We start from the raw sequence: 21788 nt of genomic DNA on the forward strand, positions 1-21788 counted from the left end.
CAGTCCGACTCCCGGAGTCGAGCATCGTAGTTCGGCCGGAGCCGATGGAGAGCGCCACCTACTCACAGGCGTCGCGCCTGCAGGCTGCCGGGTTACTGCCCGCCGTCACGCTGTTCGAGCAAGCCGCCCACCAGGTGCCGCTACCCCGGCCACCGCAACCAGTGGTCATCGCCGACTACGGCGCTGCCACCGGCTATAACTCGCTGAAGCCGATGGCCGCCGCGCTCGATGTGCTACGCAGCCGCACCCGCCACGACCACGCAATCATGGTGGCGCACACCGACGTACCGGACAACGACTTCTCCGCGTTGTTCCGCACCATGGCCGACGACCCCGACAGCTACCTGCAGCGCGACCCGGCGAGCTTCACCTCGGCCATCGGCCGCTCCTTCTACGGCCAGATCCTGCCGACCGGCACGGTCAATCTGGGCTGGACGTCGTGGGCCATCCAGTGGCTGAGCCGCGTACCGGCGGGCGCCCCAGATTTTGGCGACCATGTACAGGTCGCGTTTAGTAAGAACACCGAAGCCCGCAAGGCATTCGAACATCAGTCGGCGGTGGACTGGAACGACTTCGTGGCGTACCGCGGGCGCGAGCTGTGTCCCGGCGGCCGGTTGGTGGTGCTGACCATGGCCCTGGATGAGGATGGTGACTTCGGCTACCGGCCACTTAACGATGCCCTTATCGCGGGTCTGCACGAATTGGCCGCCGACGGTCTGCTGCGTTTCGACGAGGTACGGCGCATGGTGATTCCCGTTGTCGCCCGCAGCGAGAAGGACTTTCGCGCCCCGTTTGCTCCGCGCGGCTGGTTCGAGGGTTTGACGATCGACCACCTGGCGATATTCAATGCCGAGGACCGGTTCTGGGCTAGATACCAAACCGACTCCGACGCAATGGTTTTCGGTCGGCAGTGGGCCGCCTTTGCGCGCGCGGCGCTGTTTCCGACGCTGACGGCCGGACTCGATGGCGGCACCGCCGACCCGCGCGCGAGCGAATTCGTCGCCCGCCTCGAGGACACCGTCGCCGACCGGTTGGCGCGCGCACCCGAACCCATGCGCATTCCGCTGGCCTCGATCGTGCTGGTCAAGCGCTCGTCACGGTAATAGTTTCGGCCCGCCGCCAGTGTGGGTAACCCCTGCGGATACACACGCAACTGCCTAGGGGGCAACAGCATGAGCGAGAACGACGACGAGGTCGCCGACCAGGCCAAGACCGACGACGAATCCTCCGATCAGGCAGAGTCCCGCGACGATAGCGAAGACCGGGCGACCGACAAGCCCGAACCGGACGAAGAAGACAAAGAAGAAGCCGCCAAGATGATGACGGCCTACGAGGATCGTCCCACGCTGGTCATGCCGGGTTCCGGGGGGACCATCACCGGCACCGCGGTCAATGACTGGCTCGACGACGACGGCAATCCCAAGTACGCCGACGATGATGATTCCCCGGCGGCGAAAGCGGAGGCGCAGCGGGGCAAGGACGACGGCGCCGACCCCAAAGACGAGGTGCCCAAAAAGCCTACCGATGAAGCGCCCAAGGACGACTCACCGAAGGGCGATAGCGGATCCAAGGAGAAGGACCTCAACGCCACCAGCGACCGCGGCGCCAACGCCGACCAAACGGCCGAGGACAAGTCGGAAGAAGAGCTGCAGCGCGAAGCCCGGGAGACCGCGGAGGAAAACCTGGAAAAGGACAAGGCCTTCAACGAAGAGATCATCAAGGCCACCAAGGAAGACCGGGCGCAGCAGGAAGACCAAGCAGAAGACCAGTCACTCCAGGAAGACAAATCAGACCGGCAAGACCGGGCTGAGCAGGACGACCGGGAGACCGCAAAGACGTAGCGCGGTCAGCCGATCCTGATTCCCGGTACAGCTCCCCCGCCGGGGATCTTGATCCCTGGAATCTGCGGCAGGCCCGGAATCTGCGGCGCGGGAATCTGAGGTATTTGCGGAACCTGCGGCGCCGCAGGAGGATTCGGCACTTGTGGTGCCTGAGGCTGGTTGGCTGGCGGTGGGGCCTGGACGGTGGGCTGCGTCGGCGCGGGAGCCTCCGTGGTGGGTGCCGGAGCCTCGGTGGTGGGCGCGGGAGCCTCAGTGGGAGCCGGTGTGGAAGGCGGCGGGGCCTGCGTCGACTGTGGCGCTTGTTCTGGCGTCGTGTCCTGTGCGGACGGTTGCGGGCTCACGCTGCCCGAGGACGGAGCAGGCACTGAACTGCGCGGCGTCGCCGGCACGGTGCTTACCCCCGGCGACGGCGTGTTCGGGTCCTGATTGGACAGCCCGATCGCCACGGCGGTGCCCACCAGCAGCACCGCCACCACAGTGCCGACGATGATTACCGCGGGAAGTCGGTACCAGGGCAGTACGGGCTTCTTGCGCTCCGGCTCGGGGCGGTCGTCGTGCTCGAACGACATCTGCGGCCGGGCCGCGGTGAACCCCGAACCACTGCGCTCGCCAGGGGATGCTCCAGATGCCGAAGCGGCCGGCATGGCCTGGGACTCGGGGTCAGCCTCCGACCAGGCCAGCGCGGGCTGCATCACCGAAACCGGCGCATCAGCGTGAACATCGGGGCCAGCGTGGTCGAAGGGCTCGGAAGGCAGCGACGACGCAGCCGCGGCCGCCCCGGCCATGGCGCCAGCGGCCGCGGCCGGCGTCAATGCCGTCGCGCTGGTCTCGCCTGGTTCCCGGGCGGCGCGCAACGCCGCTCCGATGGCTGCGGTCAGCTGCGGACGGGGTGTCGTGACCACCGGCACACCGAACCGCCCGGACAGCGAGGTGGTTACCGCCGGGACGCCGGCCCCACCGCCCACCGTGGCGATCGCGACCAAGTTCGTGGCAGGAACTCCGTTGCGCTCCAACAAATCTTCAACAGCCTGTAGGAATCCGTCCAGCGGGCCGCGAATGGTCTCCTCAAGCTCGGTGCGCGTCAGCCGCACGTCCCCGCGCAGCCCGGGCACCTCGTCGGACAGGCTGGTCACCGTGGTCGCTGAGAGTCGTTCCTTGGCGCGGCGGCATTCCGAGCGCAACCGACTCAGGGAGCCAATCGCGGCGGTGGCGGTCGGATCGAATGACCCCGTAGCGGGCATCTCGGACATGATGTAGGTCAGCAGCGACTGGTCCACTAGATCGCCCGAAAAGTCGTGGTATCGCAAGGTCGGGGCCACCGGCTGGTAGTCGCCGCTGGCGTCGACCAGCGTGACGCTGGTCCCGCTGCCCCCAAAGTCGCACACGGCGACAAGCCCGCGAGCCGGGATGCCCGGGTTGGCGCGAACCGCGAACAGGGCCGCGGCCGCGTCGGGAATCAGCACCAGCGGCTTTCCCGTACTCGACCATTCCGACACCCGGCTCAGCGCGGCACCCAGGGCGTCTACGGCCGGCGCACCCCAGTGAGCCGGATATGTCACGGCGGCATGGTCGGGCAGCGCACGGCCCCCTGTGGCCGCGTACGCGAGCGCCCGCAACCCATCGGCGACCAGGGCTTCGCTGCGGTGCATGGAGCCATCGGCGGCGACGATCCCGACCCGATCGCCGACCCGATCCACGAAGTCGCTGATCACCAATCCAGGCTGGTCAAGCCGGGGATTCTCGGTGGGAACCCCGACCTCGGGCGGGCGCTGCCGAAACAAGGTCAGCACAGGTTTGCGGGTGATGGAGTGGTCGGGCGTGACGGCAGCCAGATTTGTGGCACCGATCGACAGGCCCAACGCTGGCCTAGCTCCGTCTGCCATGTGGTCCAATCCCCGTGTTCGGCCGAATCTTCAGCATCGCCTCCCCCTGACAATGCTTTCGCTAAAACATATAGCCAATCTGTGCATCGGCTATGCGTGCGCTGTGCAGGACTCTTTAAGTCCAGCTGATCAGCGAATAGTACCGGCGCCGGGGATCAGCGGCAGATCCAGCGCGGTCACCCAGCCCGGCGACAGGTCGTTTACCGCTGGCACGGCGTTGAGGGCCCGCAGCCCGGTCGCCAGGCAGCCGGCCGCGGCCGCGTCGCGGCCCGAGCCGTCGGTGAACCGGAACGCGGTCTCCTGGAAAATGCTCGGGGTCCCCTCGATCTCCACGCGGTAGACGTCGTTGTCGTGGCCCGTCGGCCAGTCTGGGGCGGCGTCAAGTCCGATGCGGTTGACGTGCTCGAGTTGGATGCGCGTCTCGCCCTGGTAAAGCCCGTTGATGGTGAACCGGACGGCGGCCACCTGACCTGCTTTGATGACGCCCTTGGCGGACTTGCGGTCGTTGGGAGTGACCCACTTGTCCCAGGTGGTCGTCATCTCGTCGAGCATGATCCCCGCGGCGTGAGCGATCATCGGCACGGTGGCGCCCCACGCGAAGATCAGCACGTCGCGGTTCTCCAGCATCGGGCTGTACTCGGGTTCGCGCCCGATGCCCATCTCCCGCTCGTAGTCGCCTTCGTAGTTGGTGTAGTCCAGCAGTTCCGACGCACGCACCTTCTTCACTTCGGAGCACAGCCCCATCAGGGTCATCGGGAACAGGTCGTTGGCGAATCCGGGGTCGATTCCGGTGGTGAAGCAGGACGCCTCGCCCAGCTCGCAGGCTTGGGTGATCGGCTCGATCCAGTTCGGCGGGTTCAGGTGCATGGTTGGCCAGATCCAGGGCGTCATAGCCGTCGAGCACACGTCAATCCCGGCCCGCAGGAAGCGAGTGATCAGCGAAATATTGTCCTTGGCGTGCATGGCTGTCGGGCCGTAGTGCACCAGGGCGTCGGGTTTGAGGGCGATCAAGGCGTCGATGTCGTCGGTGGCGGTTACGCCGAGCGGTTCGGACAGCCCGCAGATGTCACCGACGTCGCGGCCGACCTTGTCTGAATTGCTGACGCCGACACCCACCAACTCGAACAGGGGATGCTTGACGATCTCGGGGATCACCATCCTGCCCACAAACCCGGTGCCCCATACGACGACTCTTTTTGCGCTTTGCGACATCAGACCTCCAGGTTTTGCCCCACCCGGGTTCACCATAAGTTGCTTGTCGAAAGGGTCTCGTAATCACCCCTGGGTGGTGACAACATGAACACTCATGAACAGTCGTCGCGTAGCCACGTTTCTGTTGATCACCGGTACCGCATTCGCGGCCGCCACGGGAGTCGCGCAAGCTGTCCCCAACCCCGGCGAGTTCCCGCAGGTGCGCTACGAGGTCAGCGGACCCGGTGTCGCCGAATCCATTTCATGGCAGGACGAAAAGGGCCAACAGCACGCGGTGAACGTGCCGCTGCCGTGGTCAACTCAGTTCCAGGCGTTTGGCGGGCAGGTCTTCGTCCTCAGCGCGCAGGGGCAGGGCACCATCGCCTGCAAGATCGTGGTCGACGGCAACGTCGTCAACGACGCGCATTCGACCGGGACTCCTGGCCGGACGGTCTGTTCGCACTGACGGGGACCCGCGGCGGAGGAGTAACACGCATGGACCTCAAGATCGGGTCGAGCCTGACGCCGCGGACGAACGGTACGCAACCACCCGAGGTCGCGTTGGCCGACATCCAGCTGGGGTCCTTGGATTTCTGGGCCCGCGATGACGACTATCGCGACGGCGCCTTCGCCACCTTGCGGCGGGAGGCGCCGATCTCGTTCTGGCCCGCGGTGCAGATGGACGGGTTTGAGTCCGGCGCCGGGCATTGGGCGCTGACGCGGCTGGACGACGTGTTCTTTGCCAGTCGCCATCCTGAGTTGTTCAGCTCGACTCCCAGCATCACGATCAACGACCAGACACCGGAATTGGCCGAGTATTTCGGCTCGATGATCGTGCTGGACGATCCGCGTCATCAGCGGCTGCGCTCGATCGTCAGCCGGGCGTTCACGCCCCGGGTGGTAGCCCGCATCGAGGCCTCGGTGCGGGATCGAGCACACCGGTTAGTGACATCGATGATCGCCGAGCATCCCGCCGGGCGCGCCGATCTGGTCAGCGAACTCGCCGGACCGCTGCCGCTGCAGATCATCTGCGACATGATGGGCATCCCCGAAGAGGACCATCAGCGGATATTCCATTGGACCAACGTGATTCTCGGGTTCGGCGACCCGGACCTGACTGCCGATTACGCGGAGTTCATCCAGGTTTCGATGGACATCGGCGCGTACGCCATCGCGTTGGCCGACGACCGCCGAGTAAATCCCCATGACGACTTGACCACGGCGCTGGTCGAATCCGAGCTGAATGGCGAGCGGCTGTCGTCTTCAGAGATTGCCATGTTTTTCATCCTGCTGGTGGTGGCCGGCAACGAAACCACCCGCAATGCCATCAGTCACGGCGTGCTGGCACTGTCCCGCTACCCCGCCGAGCGGGAGAAGTGGTGGGCCGAGTACGACGGGCTGGCGCACAGCGCGGTCGAGGAGATCGTGCGCTGGGCCTCGCCGGTGATCTACATGCGCCGCACCCTGACCCAGGATTTCGAACTCTCCGGCACGAAAATGGCGGCCGGTGACAAGGTTTCGATGTGGTATTGCTCGGCCAACCGGGACGAGTCGACCTTCGCCGACCCGTGGACCTTCGATGTGGCCCGCGATCCCAACCCGCATGTCGGGTTCGGTGGCGGGGGCGCGCACTTCTGTCTCGGGGCGAACCTGGCCCGCCGCGAGATCCGGGTGGTGTTCGACGAATTGCGCCGGGAGATCCCCGACATCAGGGCCACCGCGGAGCCCGCGCGGCTGCTGTCGCAGTTCATCCACGGCATCAAGAGTCTGCCCGTCGCCTGGGGCTAAGGCGTGGTCCGCGGGGCGGTGTGCCGCCACCTGGTGAGCGACCGTTGCCGGCTAGTCGACCAATTGTGCTTTGCGGCAAGCATCGACGGTCGCGCGACCACGCGGCTCAGCCGGCAAGCCACCCACAGATGCGCTCGTTGATTGCATCTGGCTTTTCCAGATGCAGAAAATGCCCAACGCCGTCGATCATTTCGAATGTCGACCCGGGCGCCGGCAGATGTTGAGCCGCGCTGGCGACAACTTCGGCACCGAGCCCGCCGTCCTGCGTGCCGTGGAGATACAGGGTGGGGATCGGTGGCGGTGTGAACGTGGCTACCGCTTCGGTTTCGGCGTCGGGGTCCGCGAAGGCCGGGTTGAAGGTGGCGCGATACGGGGCGATGACGTCCGCGATGTTCTCGGCGGTGACGTGTTGGCGGAGCCACGAAATATCCTGTTGCGGGTCGTATCCGGGCGACCAGTCGGCCCACAGCTGCTCCCAGAAGCCCGGTTGGGTCAGCGCTGTCTCGGCCAGCCCGACCTGCTGGATCAACCAGATGTAGAACGATCGCTTGAGTTGCCGGTAGTTGAATATCGTGTCGCCCAGCGCCGCACTCGGCGGTACGGCCAGGGTCACCAGCGCGCGGAATGCGCCGGGGTCGCTGACGACCGTGCCATACCCGGTGTGGGCTCCCCAGTCGTGCCCGATGAGCACGGCGCGCTCGTCGGCGCCGTACTTGCCGCGAACCGAAAGGACTTGGCGCACATAGGTTCCCACGCTGATCGGCCCGCTGGCCGGGGAGTCGTAGCCCGGCAGCCATGGCGCCACCACCCGGTAGCCGCGGTCGGCCAGCACCGGCCCTAAATGTCGCCACGTGTGCGGGGTATCGGGAAATCCGTGCACAGCGATGGCCAAGGGTTTCGTCGTGTCGTCGATGTCGCCGAAGATCAGCGGCTGGGGTCTGGCCACCATCGCGTGCGCTCCTCTACATTCGGTATCGGGATGTGAGCATCAACTCAGGTCGTGAGGTCGTAGACGAACAAGACCCGCGGATAGACGCTCAGCCATTCCGGCGGTTGCGGTATGCGCGCGACGTTCGCGGCGGTGGTAGCCAGCCAGGCCAGCGCCTGGCGGTACTCGTCGAAACGTGCAGGCGGATAAGGATAGCGGCGGTAGAACGCGAATGCGTGTACGTGGGCATACAGCGCGGCCTTGCCGATGACCCCGTCGGGCATGTCCTCGAAGACGAAGATGCGCCGGCGTGCGACCCGACGGCACTGTGCGGCCAGCGCGACGGGGTCGTGGCTGTGGTGCAGCACTTCGCTGAGCACGACATGGTCGAATGACTTGTCCGGGAACGGGATTGAGGTGCCATCAAAGTCGGAGTACTCGGTGAGCGTAATCTCGCTCGCGCGTGAGTCCGTCAGGTCGATGCCGGTCGGCTTAACCCCGTACATGTCGCGTAGGTAGACCGATAGATGCCCGGTGCCGCACCCGACGTCCAGCACGGTATCGCCGTGATCGACGTATTCGGCGAGCGCCTCGGCCTGGTCGCGCAGGCGCAGGGCGGGCTGCATGACGTGTTGCGCTTCAGAGAGTCGGCGACCAAACATCTCTGCCGAAGCTAGCACGGGTGGACCAGAACTTGCCCGAATCAGCCTCCTGCCGATCGTGCAGGTTTCCGCGCTCGACACGGCAGCATGGCCTACAAACAATTACGCTTCCCGAGGCTGCAGTTGATCGGTCAGTGCCCGGATCTCCTCGCGAAGCTCGTCGATCTGTGCGGCCGTCGCCGCCTGATTGGCGGTGTCGGTCTCCTCGACGCGCTGGACGATCCAGGAGGCGAGCGAAGCGGTCACCACACTGACCAGCCCGATACCACCGATCATCAGGATGACGGCGATAATCCGGCCGGTCACTGTGACCGGCGTCAGGTTTCCGTAGCCGACGGTCGTCATGGTGGTGATCGACCACCACACCGCCTTGCCAAACGAGTCGATGGTGGCTTGGGGTACGCCTCGCTCGGCGTTGAGGACTGCAAGTGAACCCGCGTAGGTCAGCAGCACGACACCGGAGATGGTGTAGAGCAGGATCCGGCCACGCACCGCCTCGCTCATGGCTCGCTGCAGCGCTTCCACCAGCACCACCAAGCGCAGTAAGTGCAGGGGGCGGATGAACGGCAGCAGCACCAGTAGCAGGTCAAACCAATGCTGGACGAACCATCTCCAACGGTCGGTCGCCAACAGCAGGCGGGCAACATAGTCGCCGACGAAAAGCCCCCACGCGATCCAGCAGGCCAGCCACAGCGCGTACGACAGCTCACCGACGGGCCGGGCCAGCACCTGGATGGAATACATAACGAGAAAGGCGAGGGCGATCAGGGCGAGCGGCCACTCAGTGCGCTGCGTCCACAGCTGTTCCTTCGAGAGGTCAGACATGGGGCACAGCGTATCGGCAGCAAAGGCAAGACTTTTCGAGAATGCCTAAGCGGGCAGCTTGGAGGTGATCGCCGGAACTAGGATCTGGCGTATGACCGACCTCGTGCTCGACGGCAACATCCTGGAGGGGGTTTCGGCTACCTGCTTGTGGACCCTGTACTACCGCAGCACCGAGGCCCAGCGCTCCGGCGGGGTGATCCACGACCCGTGGGCGGTCGAACTGCGCCGCGCAATTTCCTACGACTACTCGAAGTTCGGCAAGCCGAGCCAGGTGCACGCACTGCGCGCGCGTTCGTTCGACGCGGTGACCGCGGATTATCTGACGGCGAATCCGAAGTCGGCGGTGGTGGCGTTGGCAGAAGGGCTGCAGACCAGCCTGTGGCGTCTCGATCGGGCCGGGGTGGCCGACGAATTGACTTGGTATTCAATCGATCTGCCGCCGGTAATCACGCTGCGCGAACGCCTGCTGCCTCCGGACCGGCGAATCGTCGCGCTGGCGCAGTCCGCACTCGACCGCGGCTGGATGGACCGGGTCGATGCCACCAATGGGGTGTTCATCACCGCGGAGGGTTTGCTGATGTACCTCGACCCCGATGACGCGTTGGCGTTGATCAGGGACTGCGCGGCACGGTTTCCCGGTGGCCAGATGATGTTCGACTCGATACCGCACTGGTTCAGCCGGCGCACCTTGAAGGGGTTGAGACTGTCCGAGCGCTACACGGCACCGCCGATGCCGTTCGCCATGACCGCCGACGAAGGTAGTGCGCTGGCCGAACGCATCACCGGCGTGCGGGCGGCGCAGGACATACTGCTACACCCGGGCCGCGGCGCCTACAAGGTCGCACCCTCGCCACTGCTGAATCGAATCGGCGTCATCCGGCGCATCCGTCCGAGCATGACGCTACTGACGTTCGGCTGACCGGTCGCTTCAAGACGGCCCGCACCGCTGCCTCTGGGCCGCCAGTCTGACCCGCAACGGAAACGTAAGCCTCCCCACTTAAGCCGCAGGACGAGCACCGGCCGACTACCAGAGGTAGACCACCGCGTCCTTCCCGCCGGTGCATCTGATCCAGGGGTTCGCGCCGTCGCCGGCGCAGCGCATCACGAAGTTGGGGCCGTTGCACTCCGCGCCCGGAATCGTCGGGCACGCAACCGAACCCGGCGCCGACACCGTCCGCGCATCGTTGGTGGCGTTGCCGTAGGCAGTCCAGTACGAATCCAATACCGACTGCGCGAAGAAGCAGGATGTCTGGGGCGAGCCCCGCCCGCTGCGGGATCCGAACGCGGTGCTGTCGTTGCGATGGTAGCCGAGATCGCAACTTCGGTGGTCGGCACTTTGGTCTGGTCCGGTCACCAGCGGCGGCGTGACGTTGGCGGGGCGCGATGAGCTCGTCGACGATGAATTCGACGTACTGGCGGGCTCGCCCGAGTACGGGGGAATCGTGGCCGGGACGGTCGCCGAGCTCGCAGCCGAGCCCCGCGACGGGTCCGACTTGGCCAGCAGGCCGATGACCACCCCGATCACACCGAGCACCAACACCGCGCAGGCCCCGATCACGGCGGGCAGCACCCAGCGCCGATCACGTTGCACCGCAACCTGATTAGGGCTCACTGGTTGCGGCCCCGATGGCGGGAACGTCTGCGCATACACCTGTTGATACGGCGCCGGCTGCGACGCTTGAGGCGACGGCTGCGACGGCTGATATGGGCGCGGCTGGGTCGGCGGTGCGGGCGGCCAGGACACTGGCCGGGTCGGCGAGTCGTCGACCGGATCAACGACGGTGCGCACACCGCTGCGCAGTGCCCGTTCGGCGGCGCGACCCAGCGCCCCGGCGCTGCCGTACCGGTCGTCCGGTTCCTTGGCCATGCCGCGCGCAATGACGTCGTCCAGGGCAGGCGGGACGCGCGGATTGGTCTGACTTGGCCGCGGCGGCGGCGTTGACATGTGTGCTGCGATTAGCCCGCCCTGCGTGTTGGAGGGAAATGGCAGCTGCCCGGTCAGCGCTTCGTAGAGCACGCAAGCCAGCGAGTACACATCCGCGGCGGGTGTGATCTCGGTGCCGGCGAATCGTTCCGGCGCCATGTAAGCCCACGAGCCGACCCGCATGTCGGTCGCGGTGAGACGGGTGTTCTCCCCCACCACCTCGGCGATCCCGAAGTCGACCAGGTAGGCGAAGTCGGCCGGGGTCACCAGGACGTTCTGGGGCTTGACGTCGCGGTGGACCAGCCCCTCGCCGTGCGCGGCGTCCAGCGCCGCGGCGATCTGGTTGATGATTGCGACCGCGCGCGGTGGGTCCAGCGGGCCTCTTGCCAGCAGACCTTCCAGGTCTTTGCCGCGGACCAGCCGCATGTCGATGAACAGCGAACCGTCGATCTCGCCGAAGCCGTGAATCGGAATGACGTGCGGTTCCTGCAGTGTCGCCGCGGCGTGCGACTCTCGTTCGAATCGGGTGCGGAATTTGCGGTCGTGGGCGTATTGGCTCTTGATGATCTTGAGAGCGACGGACCGGCCGATCTGGTTGTCGTGGGCCTCGTAGACCTCGCCCATGCCGCCCTTGCCAAGGACGCCGGTGATCGTGTATTTGCCGAATGTCGTGCCGACTCGCTGATCTGCCGCTGACACCGTGATCGCCTCCCGTAGGGATTATGCGGCACAGTCCCGGGTTGTCTAGCGTTTGCCCGGACACTGCCCGGCGGGCAGCTGGGCGAGGTGGCCGGCCAGCCAGCTGGCGGCTTCGTCGAGGGCGCGCCTGCCGTCGTCGAACGATCCCGACATCGGTTGCGCGGCAATGGCGATGGCGGTTTTCCCGGACGCGGTGTCGATGACGCCGAGTTGGCGGACCAGGTACTTTCCGGATTCGGACGGGCCCCAGCCGCCTTTGAATCGGGCACCGGCCATGGCGCCGATTCCCCAGGTCTGCTGCGCTTCGATTTCTGCCATCAGATTGAAGATCGGGTCATTCTGCTTGTTACAGAATGCGTTCGCGATGAAATGCGCCTGATTCGCCAGCGACCAGATCGTCTGGCCGAATGCGGTGAATTCGGGCCGCACTTTCCGCGACTGAACCGTGGTCGGGTCGCCGGTTTCCTGCAGTATTTGCTGCACTTTGCGCGCGGCGGTGGCCGGATCGCCCAGTTGCTGCCAGAGCGCTTCGGCGGCGGCGTTGTCGGATTGGGTGATCGCGGCCCGCATCTGGTCGGTGAGATGGCCCTGCTCGCGATAGGCAGCGATCACCAGGGGCACCTTGCTGGTGGACCAGGCCGGTCCCTGCTTCCAGTCGCCCCAGGTCGTGGGCGGTTCCGCGCTGCCGACGGCTGCTACGGCCAGGCCCATGGTGGCGTTGCGTCGCGTGGCCAATTGGGCAAATTCCGTTGGCAGATCGGGATAGGCGGCGGCTGGGGAGCCGCGGGTTGTGGACGAAGCCGGCGGGGCGATGGCGGGGTGTCGGGCCGGGGGTCTGCGATTGGTGTAGCGGGCGGTGAGCGTCACGATCGCGGCTGCCACCACCAATGTGGCCGCAACCGCGATGACGCGCCGGGTGCTACCCCGCTCTGGCTTGGAGATAGGCAACGATCCCCTTCGTGACGGCGGTGGCGTAGCGGGCGCGGCCGTCGGCGCTTTCCATGGTGGCGGCGTCCTCGGCGTTCTTCATGTTGCCGAGCTCCACCAGGACGGCCGGGTACTGCGCCAGGTTCAGGCCGGCCAGGTCGGCGCGACCGTACAGGCCATCGGATCCGATGTAGTTAGACGGCGGGAATCCCTCGGCGATGAGCGCGGACCGCATCGCGTTGGCCAGTTGCATGGTCGGCCCTTGCTGGGCGTCGTTGAGCGGTGGGCTGGAGTAGTTGACGTGGAAGCCGTGTCCGGACGGGGGGCCGCCATCGGCATGGATGCTGACGATCGCGTCGGGGTGGGCCGCGTTGGCGCGGGCGGCGCGGTCGTCGATGCACGGTCCGACGGAGTTGTCGTCGCTTCGGGTGAGGTCGACGTTGACGTTCATCCCGCGCAGATTGTCCGCGACCAGGTTGGTGACGGCCCAGGTGAACGCGTGCTCGGGGTAGCCGTTGCCCGCCGCGGTCCCCGAGGTGTTGCATGGCTTGGTGCCGCCTCTTCCATTGGGGACCTGCTGGTTGATCGAAGCGTCGGCAATGGCATTGTGGCCCGGGTCGAGGACGACGGTCATCCCCGCGATTCCGGCCGCCTTCGAGTGCGGCGCGCTGAGGGCGGCGGCGAGGACTACCGGTGCTGCGGCGACACATTTCAACACGCCGCGCCTGGAAACTCGGCTCACCGCGCGATGGTAACAACCTGGCCGGGTCGCGCGCCCTTCACCATTCTTTGTCCGCGAGCGCTGCCGCACGGCCATTCCGCACCAGATTTCTCGCAGTGCCGTTACGCTCACCGTCATGCGCGTCATCATGCCCGGGCTGGTCGCGGCCGCGGTCGCGGGCGCGGTAGCTGTTCCGGCCGTCGCCCACGCTGATTCGAAGTACTTTCAGTCGCCGTCGGGAAACATCGTCTGCATGCTCGACAGCACCGGCGCCGCCTGTGACATACAGGAATACACCTACACCCCGCCGCCGCCACCGGAGTGCGCTCAGCACATCAAGTGGGGCAACCGTTTCACGTTGACCGCGGGCAAACCCGGCCAGATTGAGTGCCACGGCGACACGCTGGCTATGTCCGGCGAAGCGTCGCTGAATTACGGGCAGACGATCAGCGCTGGCAGTATCACCTGTGCCAGCAGTGAGCAGGCGGGCATCAAGTGCACCGACTCCAGCAGCGGGCACTTCTTCCGGGTTTCGCGGGACTCTTTTCAGCTGGGATAGCGTTCCCCTTTGCCATCCAAGGTGCGGGTGCGCCGCTCTTGCGGCTTGCGCGCACCACGTCGCGCCTTTGCGGCGAGCAGGAGCGCCACGCCCGCGGATCCTTCCCCGAGCGTCGGCAAACACCCGGTAAACAGCGTCTTTCGCGGACGTAGCCTAGCGGCCCGGCCTGGCATGGGAGCATGATGGTCTGGCAGTTGCTGGCGAAGATCGATGGAGGGCTTGTTGGAGGGAACTTCGTTCGGGAAGTACCGGCTGATCGAGTTGCTGGGTCGCGGCGGAATGGGCGAGGTGTGGCGGGCGTTTGACACCGCCACCGACCGCGTCGTCGCGCTCAAAATTCTGCCTTCCGAGATTTCCAACGACGAGGTTTTCCAACAGCGGTTCCGCCGCGAGGCCCACTCCGCCGCGAGATTGAGCAACCCGCACCTGATCCCAATCCACACCTATGGCGAGATCGACGGACGGCTGTTCGTGGACATGCAATTGATCCACGGGCGCGACCTGCAGGCGGAGTTGAACAACGGGCCGTTGAAGCCCGAGCGTGCGGTGTCCATCATCGACCAGGTCGCCAAGGCGCTGCATGCCGCACATCGTGGTGGGCTGCTGCACCGCGACGTCAAGCCGTCCAACATCCTGCTGGACACCGACGACTTTGCTTATCTGTTCGACTTCGGAATCGCCCGCGCGACAGACGATCTGGCGCTTACGGCGGCGGGAGATTTTGTGGGGACATGGCACTACATGGCTCCCGAGAGGTTCAGCACCTCCCCCATCGACTCGCGTTCGGACATCTACGCACTGTCCTGCGTTCTCTACGAGTGTTTGACCGCCCAGCACCCATTTCCGGGTAATACGTTGGAACGACAGATCACCGGGCACCTCACCAGTCCGCCGCCGCGGCCGTCCACTACCAATCCGGGTTTGCCGCCCGGGCTGGATACGGTGATCGCCAAGGGAATGGCCAAGCATCCGGGCGACCGGTATGACACCGCGGTGGACTTGGCCAGGGCTGCCCGCAATGCGCTCACGACGCCGCCGACCGCCCCGCAGGAGCCCCCGACCCTGATGCGGCCGGCCATCCCCGAGCACGTCCACTACGGCGCCCGCCTCGGTAATCGACCACCGATCCCCATGCCGCAGGCTCCGTCACGGCAGACCGGTCCACTCCACACCGGGTCGCCGCAGTCCGGACCGCAGCACACTGCACCGCATTCGACCGGACCACAACAGACCGCACCCCACCCGACCGGACCACAACAGACCGCACCCCACCCGACCGGACCACAACAGACCGCACCCCACCCGACCGGACCACAACAGACCGCACCCCACCCGACCGGACCACAACAGACCGCACCCCACCCGACCGGACCACAACAGACCGCACCCCACCCGACCGGACCACAACAGACCGCACCCCACCCGACCGGACCACAGCACACCTCACCGCAGCACGTCCACGGCCCACGCACGGTGGCTCGACCCCTACCGACCCCGCCCCCCACTCCCGCGCGAGAACCCACGCCTCCCCGGGCGGCCCCGCCGCGTCCATCGCAGCCGTGGTGGCGCCGCAAACCCGTCGCGATCTCGGCGGTGGCGGTGATCGCAGTCGCCGCAGCCGTGGTAGGCGTGGTGGTCCTCGGCAAGTCGGATTCCGGCCGCGACGAGTTCCAGCAAGTAACGCTGCCCTTTACTGGCCTGCGCGACCCGCAAGGTCTCTCGGTGGACTACGGCGGCACGGTGTACGTCGCCGACACCCAGCACAATCGGATCCTGGCACTACACCCTGGCTCGAAGACACCAGACGTGCTGCCGTTCGAAGGGCTGAGCTTCCCCACCGGGGTGACGGCCGACCCCGTCGGCTCGATTTACGTCAACGACGCAGGCAACAAGCGGGTGCTGCTGCTCCGTACCGGCGCGACGGCTCCGATCACCCTGCCCTTCACCGACCTCAGCAACCCCACCGGCCTGACGGTGGATATCAGTCATACCGTCTATGTCACCGACACCGCCCGCAATCGCGTGGTTGCGCTGGCCGACGGCTCGAGCACACAGACGGAGGTGCCGTTTACCGGACTCAACGGTCCGACCGGTCTGGTCGTCAGCGGCGACGGAACGATCTATGTATCCGACGGTGGGAACAATAGGATCCTGATGTTGCCGACGACCACGAAAAAGCAAGTGCCGGTGCCGTTCAAGGGCCTCAAGCAGCCTGGCGGTGTCACCTTGGACAACCAAGGGGCGGTGTACGTCACCGACTGCGGCAACAATCGTGCGCTCAAGCTTCCCGTGGGCTCGTCGGAGCAGATCGAGCTGCCGTTCACCGGTCTCAACTATCCCTGGGGTTTGTCGGTCGACAACCGTGGCAACATCTACGTCGGCGGCCGCAACGACCAAATCGTGGAGCTGCAGCGCAAGTAGGACCACATTCCTCGACCGCACCGAGTCGTTTTACGGTGCAACAGATTCGATGTCGGCGGACTGGTAGCCAATGGGACTCGCGAGGCACCGACTTGCGTGGCTCCTCGGGAACCGCCTAGAGACTAGCCAGAGTTTGAGTTGCAGGGTTTCGGGACAAGGAGATGTGTGGATGGGCGCCAAGCAGTGACCTGCGACGAGCAGTCCGAGCACGCGTGAGGGGCGCTCGCGATGTCCCATGGATACGCCCCAGCGGTGGCAGCCCGCGGGCGCCGCGTCTACCCAGACCGGCCCGGTAGGGGCGAGCCGTGGCATTGCGCATTTTCTGGCCGTCGATCGCGGTCACGATCGGTTCGCTGATCGCCGCGTTCCTATACCGCGGATTCCACGCGCTCATCCTGTGCGCGATCCTGGGAGTGCTGGAGGTGTCCCTGTCGTTCGACAACGCGGTGATCAACGCGACCGTGCTGCGCCGGATGGACGAGTTCTGGCAGCGGATCTTCATGACAATCGGGATCCTGGTCGCGGTGTTTGGCATGCGGATCTTTTTCCCGCTGCTGGTGGTGTGGGTCACGGCCGGGCTGGCACCGCGCCAAGCTTTGCAACTCGCGTTCAATCCCCCACCTAACGACGCTGCGTACTTCCCCGACGGCAGTCCCAGCTACGAGACCGCGCTCACCACAGCGCATCCTCAGATCGCCGCGTTTGGCGGCACCTTTCTGCTGATGTTGTTCCTGAACTTCATCTTCGGCGAACGCGAAATCACTTGGCTCTCGTGGCTGGAGCGACCGCTAGGAAATACCGGCATGCGCGCCCACCTGTCCATATTGGCCGCGGGAGCATCACTCATCCTCACGTCGCACTTCCTCGCTAGCAGCGAACAGCGCTACACGGTGCTGCTGTCCGGGTTGCTCGGCCTCGTCGTCTACGTGGTGGTGGATGGCCTGGGCTCGATCTTCGCCGTGGGCGAGGATGTCACCGATACACAACCACCGGGCTCCGACGGCCCTTCGGAACTCGCCAAAGCCTCCGGCAAGGCTGGCTTCTTCCTATTCCTCCAGCTCGAGGTCCTAGACGCGTCGTTCTCCTTCGACGGGGTGATCGGCGCGTTCGCTATCACGGCCGACCCCATTCTGATTGCGTTGGGCCTCGGTTTCATCGGGGCGATGTTCGTCCGGTCGATCACCATTTTCCTTGTGCGGAAAGGCACTTTGTCGGAATACGTGTATCTAGAACACGGCGCACACTGGGCGATCGGCGCGCTGGCGGTGATCTTGTTGATTTCCATCCGGTTCCACGTCAACGAGATCCTCACCGGCCTGATCGGCGTGGTGCTTATCGGTGCAGCGCTGCTCAGCAGTGTGGTGCGCAATCGCCGGAATGGGCCTGAGGCAACAGACGCTGGTTAGGGCTTGCGGACCGGGACAGCAAACCCATAATCCTCTGACTCAGTTGACACATTAGCCTCATCAGGCCCATCAGCCTCGACCGCTAAAGGGTATTCCATGCCTATTTTGCAGCAATTTGTCCGGGTTTGCCGCCGCGGCTGCGGACTCAGTACAACGCCAAGCTGCTTTGGTCCGGTGACTGGTCGACGTTCTCCGAGCCGAACTACTGGGTGACGATCGCGGGCTTCACTTTCGGTGATGCCCGCGATGCCTTGAATTGGTGCAGCAGCAGCAGAGGGTTCGATCGGGATCACTGCTTTGCGAAGCTGATCAGCACGACGCATCCGGTCGCGGGTAGCACGGCGTACAACTGAGGTGACCTGTTCCCGTGGAACACCGAAGCCCTTGATATTGCCGGACGGGCCCAGGTCGGTACGACGCAGTAGACCTTCTGGTTAGCTACCGCGGAATCCTTCGACGTGTTGAGGGATGCCAGCGGGCAAAGTCGGTGCCGCGAACAACGGCTTACGTGCGCTTCACGCTCTTGATTGTGATGTCCTGCGCCGAGCACAACCGGCAGGTCAGCGGTCGTACCTTCAGCCGGATCCTGGAGATCTGTAACGCCCTCTTGCAGAACGGGTATCGGCACCCGCATGACAGTGTGATCCACCAGTCCGCTCGGTGCTCCGCTTCATCGCAGAACTTCTGGCAGATGCATGGAATCTCGGTGTCGAAATCCAGCGCCGTCAGAATCTCGAGCTCTGGCAGTAGCGAGCTCCCCCGGACCATCATGGTTCGAAAGGGTAAAGCTCTAGTTGAGAGTTATGGGTGAGGCGCGCGCATCAAAATCCAGATTGTCGAGGACTGGTCAAGATCGCGGCGAATGCAGCCAGGTCAACAACCTGCCTGCGGTGAGATATAGCTCGCGGATTGTCTCTCACCTGCGACGGTGAGAGACGACCGCCGTAATCTTTCTCCACCGTGCGGGCGGTAGTACGCCCGAAGTCAACGGTGCAGGCGCTGATGCGTCTAACTTTGGATGCGGCGGACGCGGTCGACCGCGGGTCTTCAACGAAGGATGTTGACATGAAACAGAGGTCTGGATCGGCTATGACGACGCTGGTTGCCTCGGCGCTGGCGATGTTGTCTGCAGGCACGCTTGCGGCGTGTGGCCACGGCGGTCGGGTGCGTCCGGACCCGTCGCGCACAGCCCAGGCCCGTCTGCGCGAAAAGGCCAAGGACGCTTATATTTTCACCTATGGACTGGTGATGAACTACCGGACCATGTACAAGCAAGCCATCGAAGGCGACCGCGAGTTCGGCAGATGGCTAAATCTGGGCACCTCGACGCCAACTGACAAGGACATCGTCACACCCAACAACGACACCCCGTATTCCTATGCGTGGGCGGACCTGCGGGCTGAACCGTGGGTACTGACCCTGCCCAAGGTGGACTCCACGCGCTATATCGTCAGCCAGTGGGACGACCTATGGGGCTTCGTACTTGACAACCCCGGCTCGGTGCTGGACGGCAACAACGGAATCTCGGTGCTGATCGCGCCTCCGGATTGGAACGGCCAACTCCCACAAGGGGTTTCGCGAGCAATCAGAGGTGAAAGTCAGTTCCTGGGTACCTTGACCCGCACCGAGTTGACGGGTACCGACGACGGGACCGAACAGGTCAAGGCGATCCAGCGCGAGTACAAATTGGAACCGCTCAGCGCGTTCCAGCACACAACCGCCCCCGCCCCGGCGCCGAGCCTGAATTGGCCGGCGTGGACCGAGGGCGACGAGATGACGACGAAATACTGGGACTACGTCTCGCTGCTGCTGCCGTTCACCACCGACAACCCAGTCGATCAGCCGATGTACGACAACCTGGCGGCTTTGGGAATCACGCGTGGGCGGCCGTTTGCCCAGGACACGTTGTCCCAGGAGGTCAAGGATGCACTCAAGGGTGGAATCCAGGACGCACAAGCTGCGCTGAAGAAATGCAGCCAGCAGAAGGACCTGCGCTCCGGGGACTTGTTCGGCGACCGCGCCAAGCTCGGCACCCACTACTTCGACCGGGCGCTCGGTGTGTATATGGGCATTTTCGGCAACGTTCCCCAGCAATCCATGTACTACACCCTCCCGTTGGACCAAACCGGTGTACCGCTGGACGGCAGCAAGGGCAACTATTCGATCACCTTCCCACCGGGCCAGACTCCGGCGGTGGACTATTTCTGGTCGCTCACCATGTACAGCGTCCCGGACCGGCTCCTGGTGGCCAATCCGCTCAACAGATACTCGATCGGCAGCAGTACGCCGGGTTTGCAGGCCAATCCCGATGGCTCGTTGACCGTGTACTTCACGGCCAGGGACCCCGGTGGCGACAAAACCAGTAACTGGTTGCCGGCGCCGGAGGGTCCGTTCTGGGTGGTGCTACGGACCTATGGGCCCAAACCAGCCATGGTGGACGGATCCTGGCAGCCGCCGACGACTAAAAAGATCAGTTGAGCAGAGATTTCATACTGAAAGGCCTTGTCCAACAATGACTGACATTTCGCGGCCTCGGGTACCACGGCGTCGGCCGCACCTCCGCGGTTCGACGCCACAGGTGGCGCAACCGGCTTCCGGTGTGCTGATGACACCCGGCTACGCGAGGACCATCGGCCAGTTCGCGTACGTGTGGGGATGGCCGATGGTCAACATGATCAGCCGCAGCGACTCCATCACCAAAGCACCGCACCCAGGACTGTTGGGCGGCATCATTCCGGTGGCCCCGCAGGGTCGGCTGGCGATGCTATCCAACTACGTCGATCCCAGCGAGACCTTCGTCACCTGCCCAAACCAGGATGTGGTCTACGGACTGGCGTACCTGTCACTTGATGAACAACCGGTGATCATTCAAGTACCGGATTTCGGTGACCGGTTTTGGGTGTATGCCCTCAGCGACGCCCGTACCGACCAATTTGGGCGGTTGGGCAAGCAATATGGAACCAAACCCGGGTTCTATCTAGTGGCCGGTCCCAATTGGACGGGCGACAAGCCCGATGGCGTCCACGACGTCATCCGGTCGTCAACGGCACTGGCGATCGGACTGCCCCGAATCTTCATGGACACCACACCGCGGGATCACCAGGCCATCCAGTCGGTGATCAAGCAGGTCGACATCTACCCGCTCACCGAGTTCGACGGGACGATGAAGACGGTGGATTGGGCCAAGTTACCCAGCTTTCCCGCCCCGCCGTCGAATGCCGGTGAAGGTGAAGCGAAATGGGTCGTACCGGAGAAATTTTTCGATCAGCTCGGGCACGTGCTCGAAACCGTGCCGCCGCTGCCCGGTGAAGAGGCCATGTACGCACAGTTCCGGGCGCTTCTCGACGCGGCCGAACACAACCCGAACATCCACCAAGCTCTGATCGATACGGCTGTGGCCACCGAGAGGGATGTCATCGATCCATTCTTCGAGTGGTCACACAACGGCCGTCCGACCGGCAACGGCTGGAACCGCTCGACCAACAACGCACAATGGGGCGTCGACTATTTCAATCGCACCGGAACCGCGAAGTCGAACATGTTCGACAACCGGCCCACCGAAACCCAGTACTTCTACGCCGACAAGGACTCCGCCGGAACTTCGCTAGAAGGTGGGCGCGATTACACGGTGACATTTCCTGCCGGACAAGAACCTCCGGTGGACGGCTTCTGGTCGCTTACCCTCTACAACGACAAGCACCTCTTCCATCCCAACACGTTGAACCGGTACTCGGTGGGCACCAAAAATCAGAACCTGGCCCGTGGCGCCGACGGATCACTCACCGTCTATGCGGGATCGAAATCGCCTGGGCCAGAAAAAGAGTCGAACTGGCTGCCGGCCCCGGACGGGCACTTCTCCTTGTACATTCGGGCGTACTGGGGCCGCCAGAGCATCCTCGATGGCAGCTGGAAACCACCGCCCATCATCACGGTGTGAACCCCTCTGCGGCAACCCCAGGACTCATCGTGACCACTCCGGGAAGCGTGTGGGTTCGGGTCACCGGCCGTGCCCG

Annotated in this window: 17 protein-coding genes and 2 pseudogenes; 11 read left to right on the plus strand and 8 right to left on the minus strand. The window is 64.7% G+C overall.

All coding sequences use genetic code 11. From position 1 onward, the window contains the following. The first annotated feature begins 44 nt into the window (after positions 1–44). Together H0P51_RS17440 and H0P51_RS17445 are read left to right on the plus strand one after the other, a co-directional pair. A complete protein-coding gene (locus tag H0P51_RS17440) occupies positions 45–1103 on the plus strand; it encodes a class I SAM-dependent methyltransferase (protein ID WP_246398844.1) in 1059 nt (352 codons plus the stop codon). Positions 1104–1172: 69 nt separating this feature from the next. Further along, positions 1173–1427: pseudogene (locus H0P51_RS17445) on the plus strand (hypothetical protein); the annotation flags it as partial. Positions 1428–1846: 419 nt separating this feature from the next. Here H0P51_RS17445 and H0P51_RS17450 read toward each other — a convergent pair. Together H0P51_RS17450 and H0P51_RS17455 are read right to left on the minus strand one after the other, a co-directional pair. Next, complete coding sequence (locus H0P51_RS17450; protein ID WP_180914027.1) at positions 1847–3724, minus strand: Hsp70 family protein; 1878 nt, start codon at positions 3722–3724, stop codon at positions 1847–1849. 129 nt (positions 3725–3853) lie between these two features. Further along, complete coding sequence (locus H0P51_RS17455) at positions 3854–4936, minus strand: NAD(P)H-dependent amine dehydrogenase family protein (RefSeq protein WP_180914028.1); 1083 nt, start codon at positions 4934–4936, stop codon at positions 3854–3856. 94 nt (positions 4937–5030) lie between these two features. Here H0P51_RS17455 and H0P51_RS17460 point away from each other — a divergent pair, with 94 nt between their 5' ends. Beyond that, on the plus strand, positions 5031–5381 hold the full coding sequence (locus H0P51_RS17460; RefSeq protein ID WP_180914029.1) for an MmpS family transport accessory protein: 351 nt from the start codon (positions 5031–5033) through the stop codon (positions 5379–5381). Positions 5382–5410: 29 nt separating this feature from the next. Further along, positions 5411–6703 carry a cytochrome P450 gene (locus H0P51_RS17465; RefSeq protein ID WP_180914030.1) on the plus strand — a complete coding sequence of 431 codons (1293 nt, stop codon included), beginning with the start codon at positions 5411–5413 and terminating at the stop codon, positions 6701–6703. A 106-nt stretch (positions 6704–6809) separates the two neighbouring features. Here H0P51_RS17465 and H0P51_RS17470 read toward each other — a convergent pair whose 3' ends face one another. The 3 genes from H0P51_RS17470 to H0P51_RS17480 all read right to left on the minus strand — a co-directional run bounded on the left by H0P51_RS17470 (position 6810) and on the right by H0P51_RS17480 (position 9118). Beyond that, positions 6810–7652 carry an alpha/beta fold hydrolase gene (locus H0P51_RS17470; protein WP_180914031.1) on the minus strand — a complete coding sequence of 281 codons (843 nt, stop codon included), beginning with the start codon at positions 7650–7652 and terminating at the stop codon, positions 6810–6812. 44 nt (positions 7653–7696) lie between these two features. Beyond that, a complete protein-coding gene (locus tag H0P51_RS17475; RefSeq protein ID WP_246398030.1) occupies positions 7697–8311 on the minus strand; it encodes a class I SAM-dependent methyltransferase in 615 nt (204 codons plus the stop codon). A gap of 84 nt (positions 8312–8395) precedes the next feature. After that, entirely contained in the window at positions 8396–9118 is a 723-nt protein-coding gene (locus tag H0P51_RS17480) for a potassium channel family protein (RefSeq protein ID WP_180914032.1), read from the minus strand. 91 nt (positions 9119–9209) lie between these two features. Between H0P51_RS17480 and H0P51_RS17485 the strand changes: the two genes are divergently transcribed. Next, the gene (locus H0P51_RS17485; protein ID WP_180914033.1) at positions 9210–10037 is read left to right on the plus strand and encodes a class I SAM-dependent methyltransferase; all 828 of its coding nucleotides are present in this window, start codon (positions 9210–9212) and stop codon (positions 10035–10037) included. A 105-nt stretch (positions 10038–10142) separates the two neighbouring features. Here the strand turns inward: H0P51_RS17485 and H0P51_RS17490 are convergent, their stop codons facing one another. From H0P51_RS17490 to H0P51_RS17500, 3 genes are read right to left on the minus strand one after another with little or no spacing between them, the layout of a single operon-like run. Next, positions 10143–11741, minus strand: coding sequence for a serine/threonine-protein kinase (locus H0P51_RS17490; RefSeq protein ID WP_180914034.1), 1599 nt, complete (start codon positions 11739–11741; stop codon positions 10143–10145). A 45-nt stretch (positions 11742–11786) separates the two neighbouring features. Next, positions 11787–12689 (minus strand): serine hydrolase, encoded by a 903-nt coding sequence (locus H0P51_RS17495; RefSeq protein WP_180914035.1) that lies wholly within the window; start codon positions 12687–12689, stop codon positions 11787–11789. Next, positions 12661–13410, minus strand: a complete 750-nt coding sequence (locus tag H0P51_RS17500; protein ID WP_246398031.1) for an Rv3717 family N-acetylmuramoyl-L-alanine amidase — start codon at positions 13408–13410, stop codon at positions 12661–12663. The genes H0P51_RS17495 and H0P51_RS17500 overlap by 29 nt, the downstream gene beginning before the upstream one ends. 115 nt (positions 13411–13525) lie before the next feature. Here H0P51_RS17500 and H0P51_RS17505 point away from each other — a divergent pair, with 115 nt between their 5' ends. The 6 genes and pseudogenes from H0P51_RS17505 (at position 13526) to H0P51_RS17525 (ending at position 21712) form a co-directional block, all read left to right on the plus strand. Beyond that, positions 13526–13948 (plus strand): DUF6636 domain-containing protein, encoded by a 423-nt coding sequence (locus H0P51_RS17505; RefSeq protein WP_180914036.1) that lies wholly within the window; start codon positions 13526–13528, stop codon positions 13946–13948. Positions 13949–14170: 222 nt separating this feature from the next. Beyond that, positions 14171–16369 (plus strand): serine/threonine-protein kinase PknD, encoded by a 2199-nt coding sequence (locus tag H0P51_RS17510; protein ID WP_246398033.1) that lies wholly within the window; start codon positions 14171–14173, stop codon positions 16367–16369. A 305-nt stretch (positions 16370–16674) separates the two neighbouring features. After that, entirely contained in the window at positions 16675–17775 is a 1101-nt protein-coding gene (locus H0P51_RS17515; RefSeq protein WP_180914038.1) for a DUF475 domain-containing protein, read from the plus strand. Positions 17776–17909: 134 nt separating this feature from the next. Beyond that, positions 17910–18128, plus strand: a pseudogene (locus H0P51_RS29115) (serine/threonine-protein kinase); the annotation flags it as partial. A 712-nt stretch (positions 18129–18840) separates the two neighbouring features. Beyond that, the gene (locus H0P51_RS17520; RefSeq protein ID WP_246398035.1) at positions 18841–20253 is read left to right on the plus strand and encodes a DUF1254 domain-containing protein; all 1413 of its coding nucleotides are present in this window, start codon (positions 18841–18843) and stop codon (positions 20251–20253) included. A 100-nt stretch (positions 20254–20353) separates the two neighbouring features. Continuing rightward, the gene (locus H0P51_RS17525) at positions 20354–21712 is read left to right on the plus strand and encodes a DUF1254 domain-containing protein (protein ID WP_246398037.1); all 1359 of its coding nucleotides are present in this window, start codon (positions 20354–20356) and stop codon (positions 21710–21712) included. Positions 21713–21788: the final 76 nt, after the last annotated feature.

The sequence above is a fragment of the Mycobacterium vicinigordonae genome (genome assembly GCF_013466425.1).
GTDB lineage: Bacteria > Actinomycetota > Actinomycetes > Mycobacteriales > Mycobacteriaceae > Mycobacterium > Mycobacterium vicinigordonae.

Coding starts and splice junctions, on each gene's coding strand:
- H0P51_RS17485 (WP_180914033.1), top strand. CDS start 9,210: ATGACCGACCTCGTGCTCGACGGCAACATCCTGGAGGGGGTTTCGGCT.
- H0P51_RS17460 (WP_180914029.1), top strand. CDS start 5,031: ATGAACAGTCGTCGCGTAGCCACGTTTCTGTTGATCACCGGTACCGCA.
- H0P51_RS17455 (WP_180914028.1), bottom strand. CDS start 4,936: ATGTCGCAAAGCGCAAAAAGAGTCGTCGTATGGGGCACCGGGTTTGTG.
- H0P51_RS17470 (WP_180914031.1), bottom strand. CDS start 7,652: ATGGTGGCCAGACCCCAGCCGCTGATCTTCGGCGACATCGACGACACG.
- H0P51_RS17450 (WP_180914027.1), bottom strand. CDS start 3,724: ATGGCAGACGGAGCTAGGCCAGCGTTGGGCCTGTCGATCGGTGCCACA.
- H0P51_RS17440 (WP_246398844.1), top strand. CDS start 45: ATGGAGAGCGCCACCTACTCACAGGCGTCGCGCCTGCAGGCTGCCGGG.
- H0P51_RS17505 (WP_180914036.1), top strand. CDS start 13,526: ATGCGCGTCATCATGCCCGGGCTGGTCGCGGCCGCGGTCGCGGGCGCG.
- H0P51_RS17480 (WP_180914032.1), bottom strand. CDS start 9,118: ATGTCTGACCTCTCGAAGGAACAGCTGTGGACGCAGCGCACTGAGTGG.
- H0P51_RS17520 (WP_246398035.1), top strand. CDS start 18,841: ATGAAACAGAGGTCTGGATCGGCTATGACGACGCTGGTTGCCTCGGCG.
- H0P51_RS17465 (WP_180914030.1), top strand. CDS start 5,411: ATGGACCTCAAGATCGGGTCGAGCCTGACGCCGCGGACGAACGGTACG.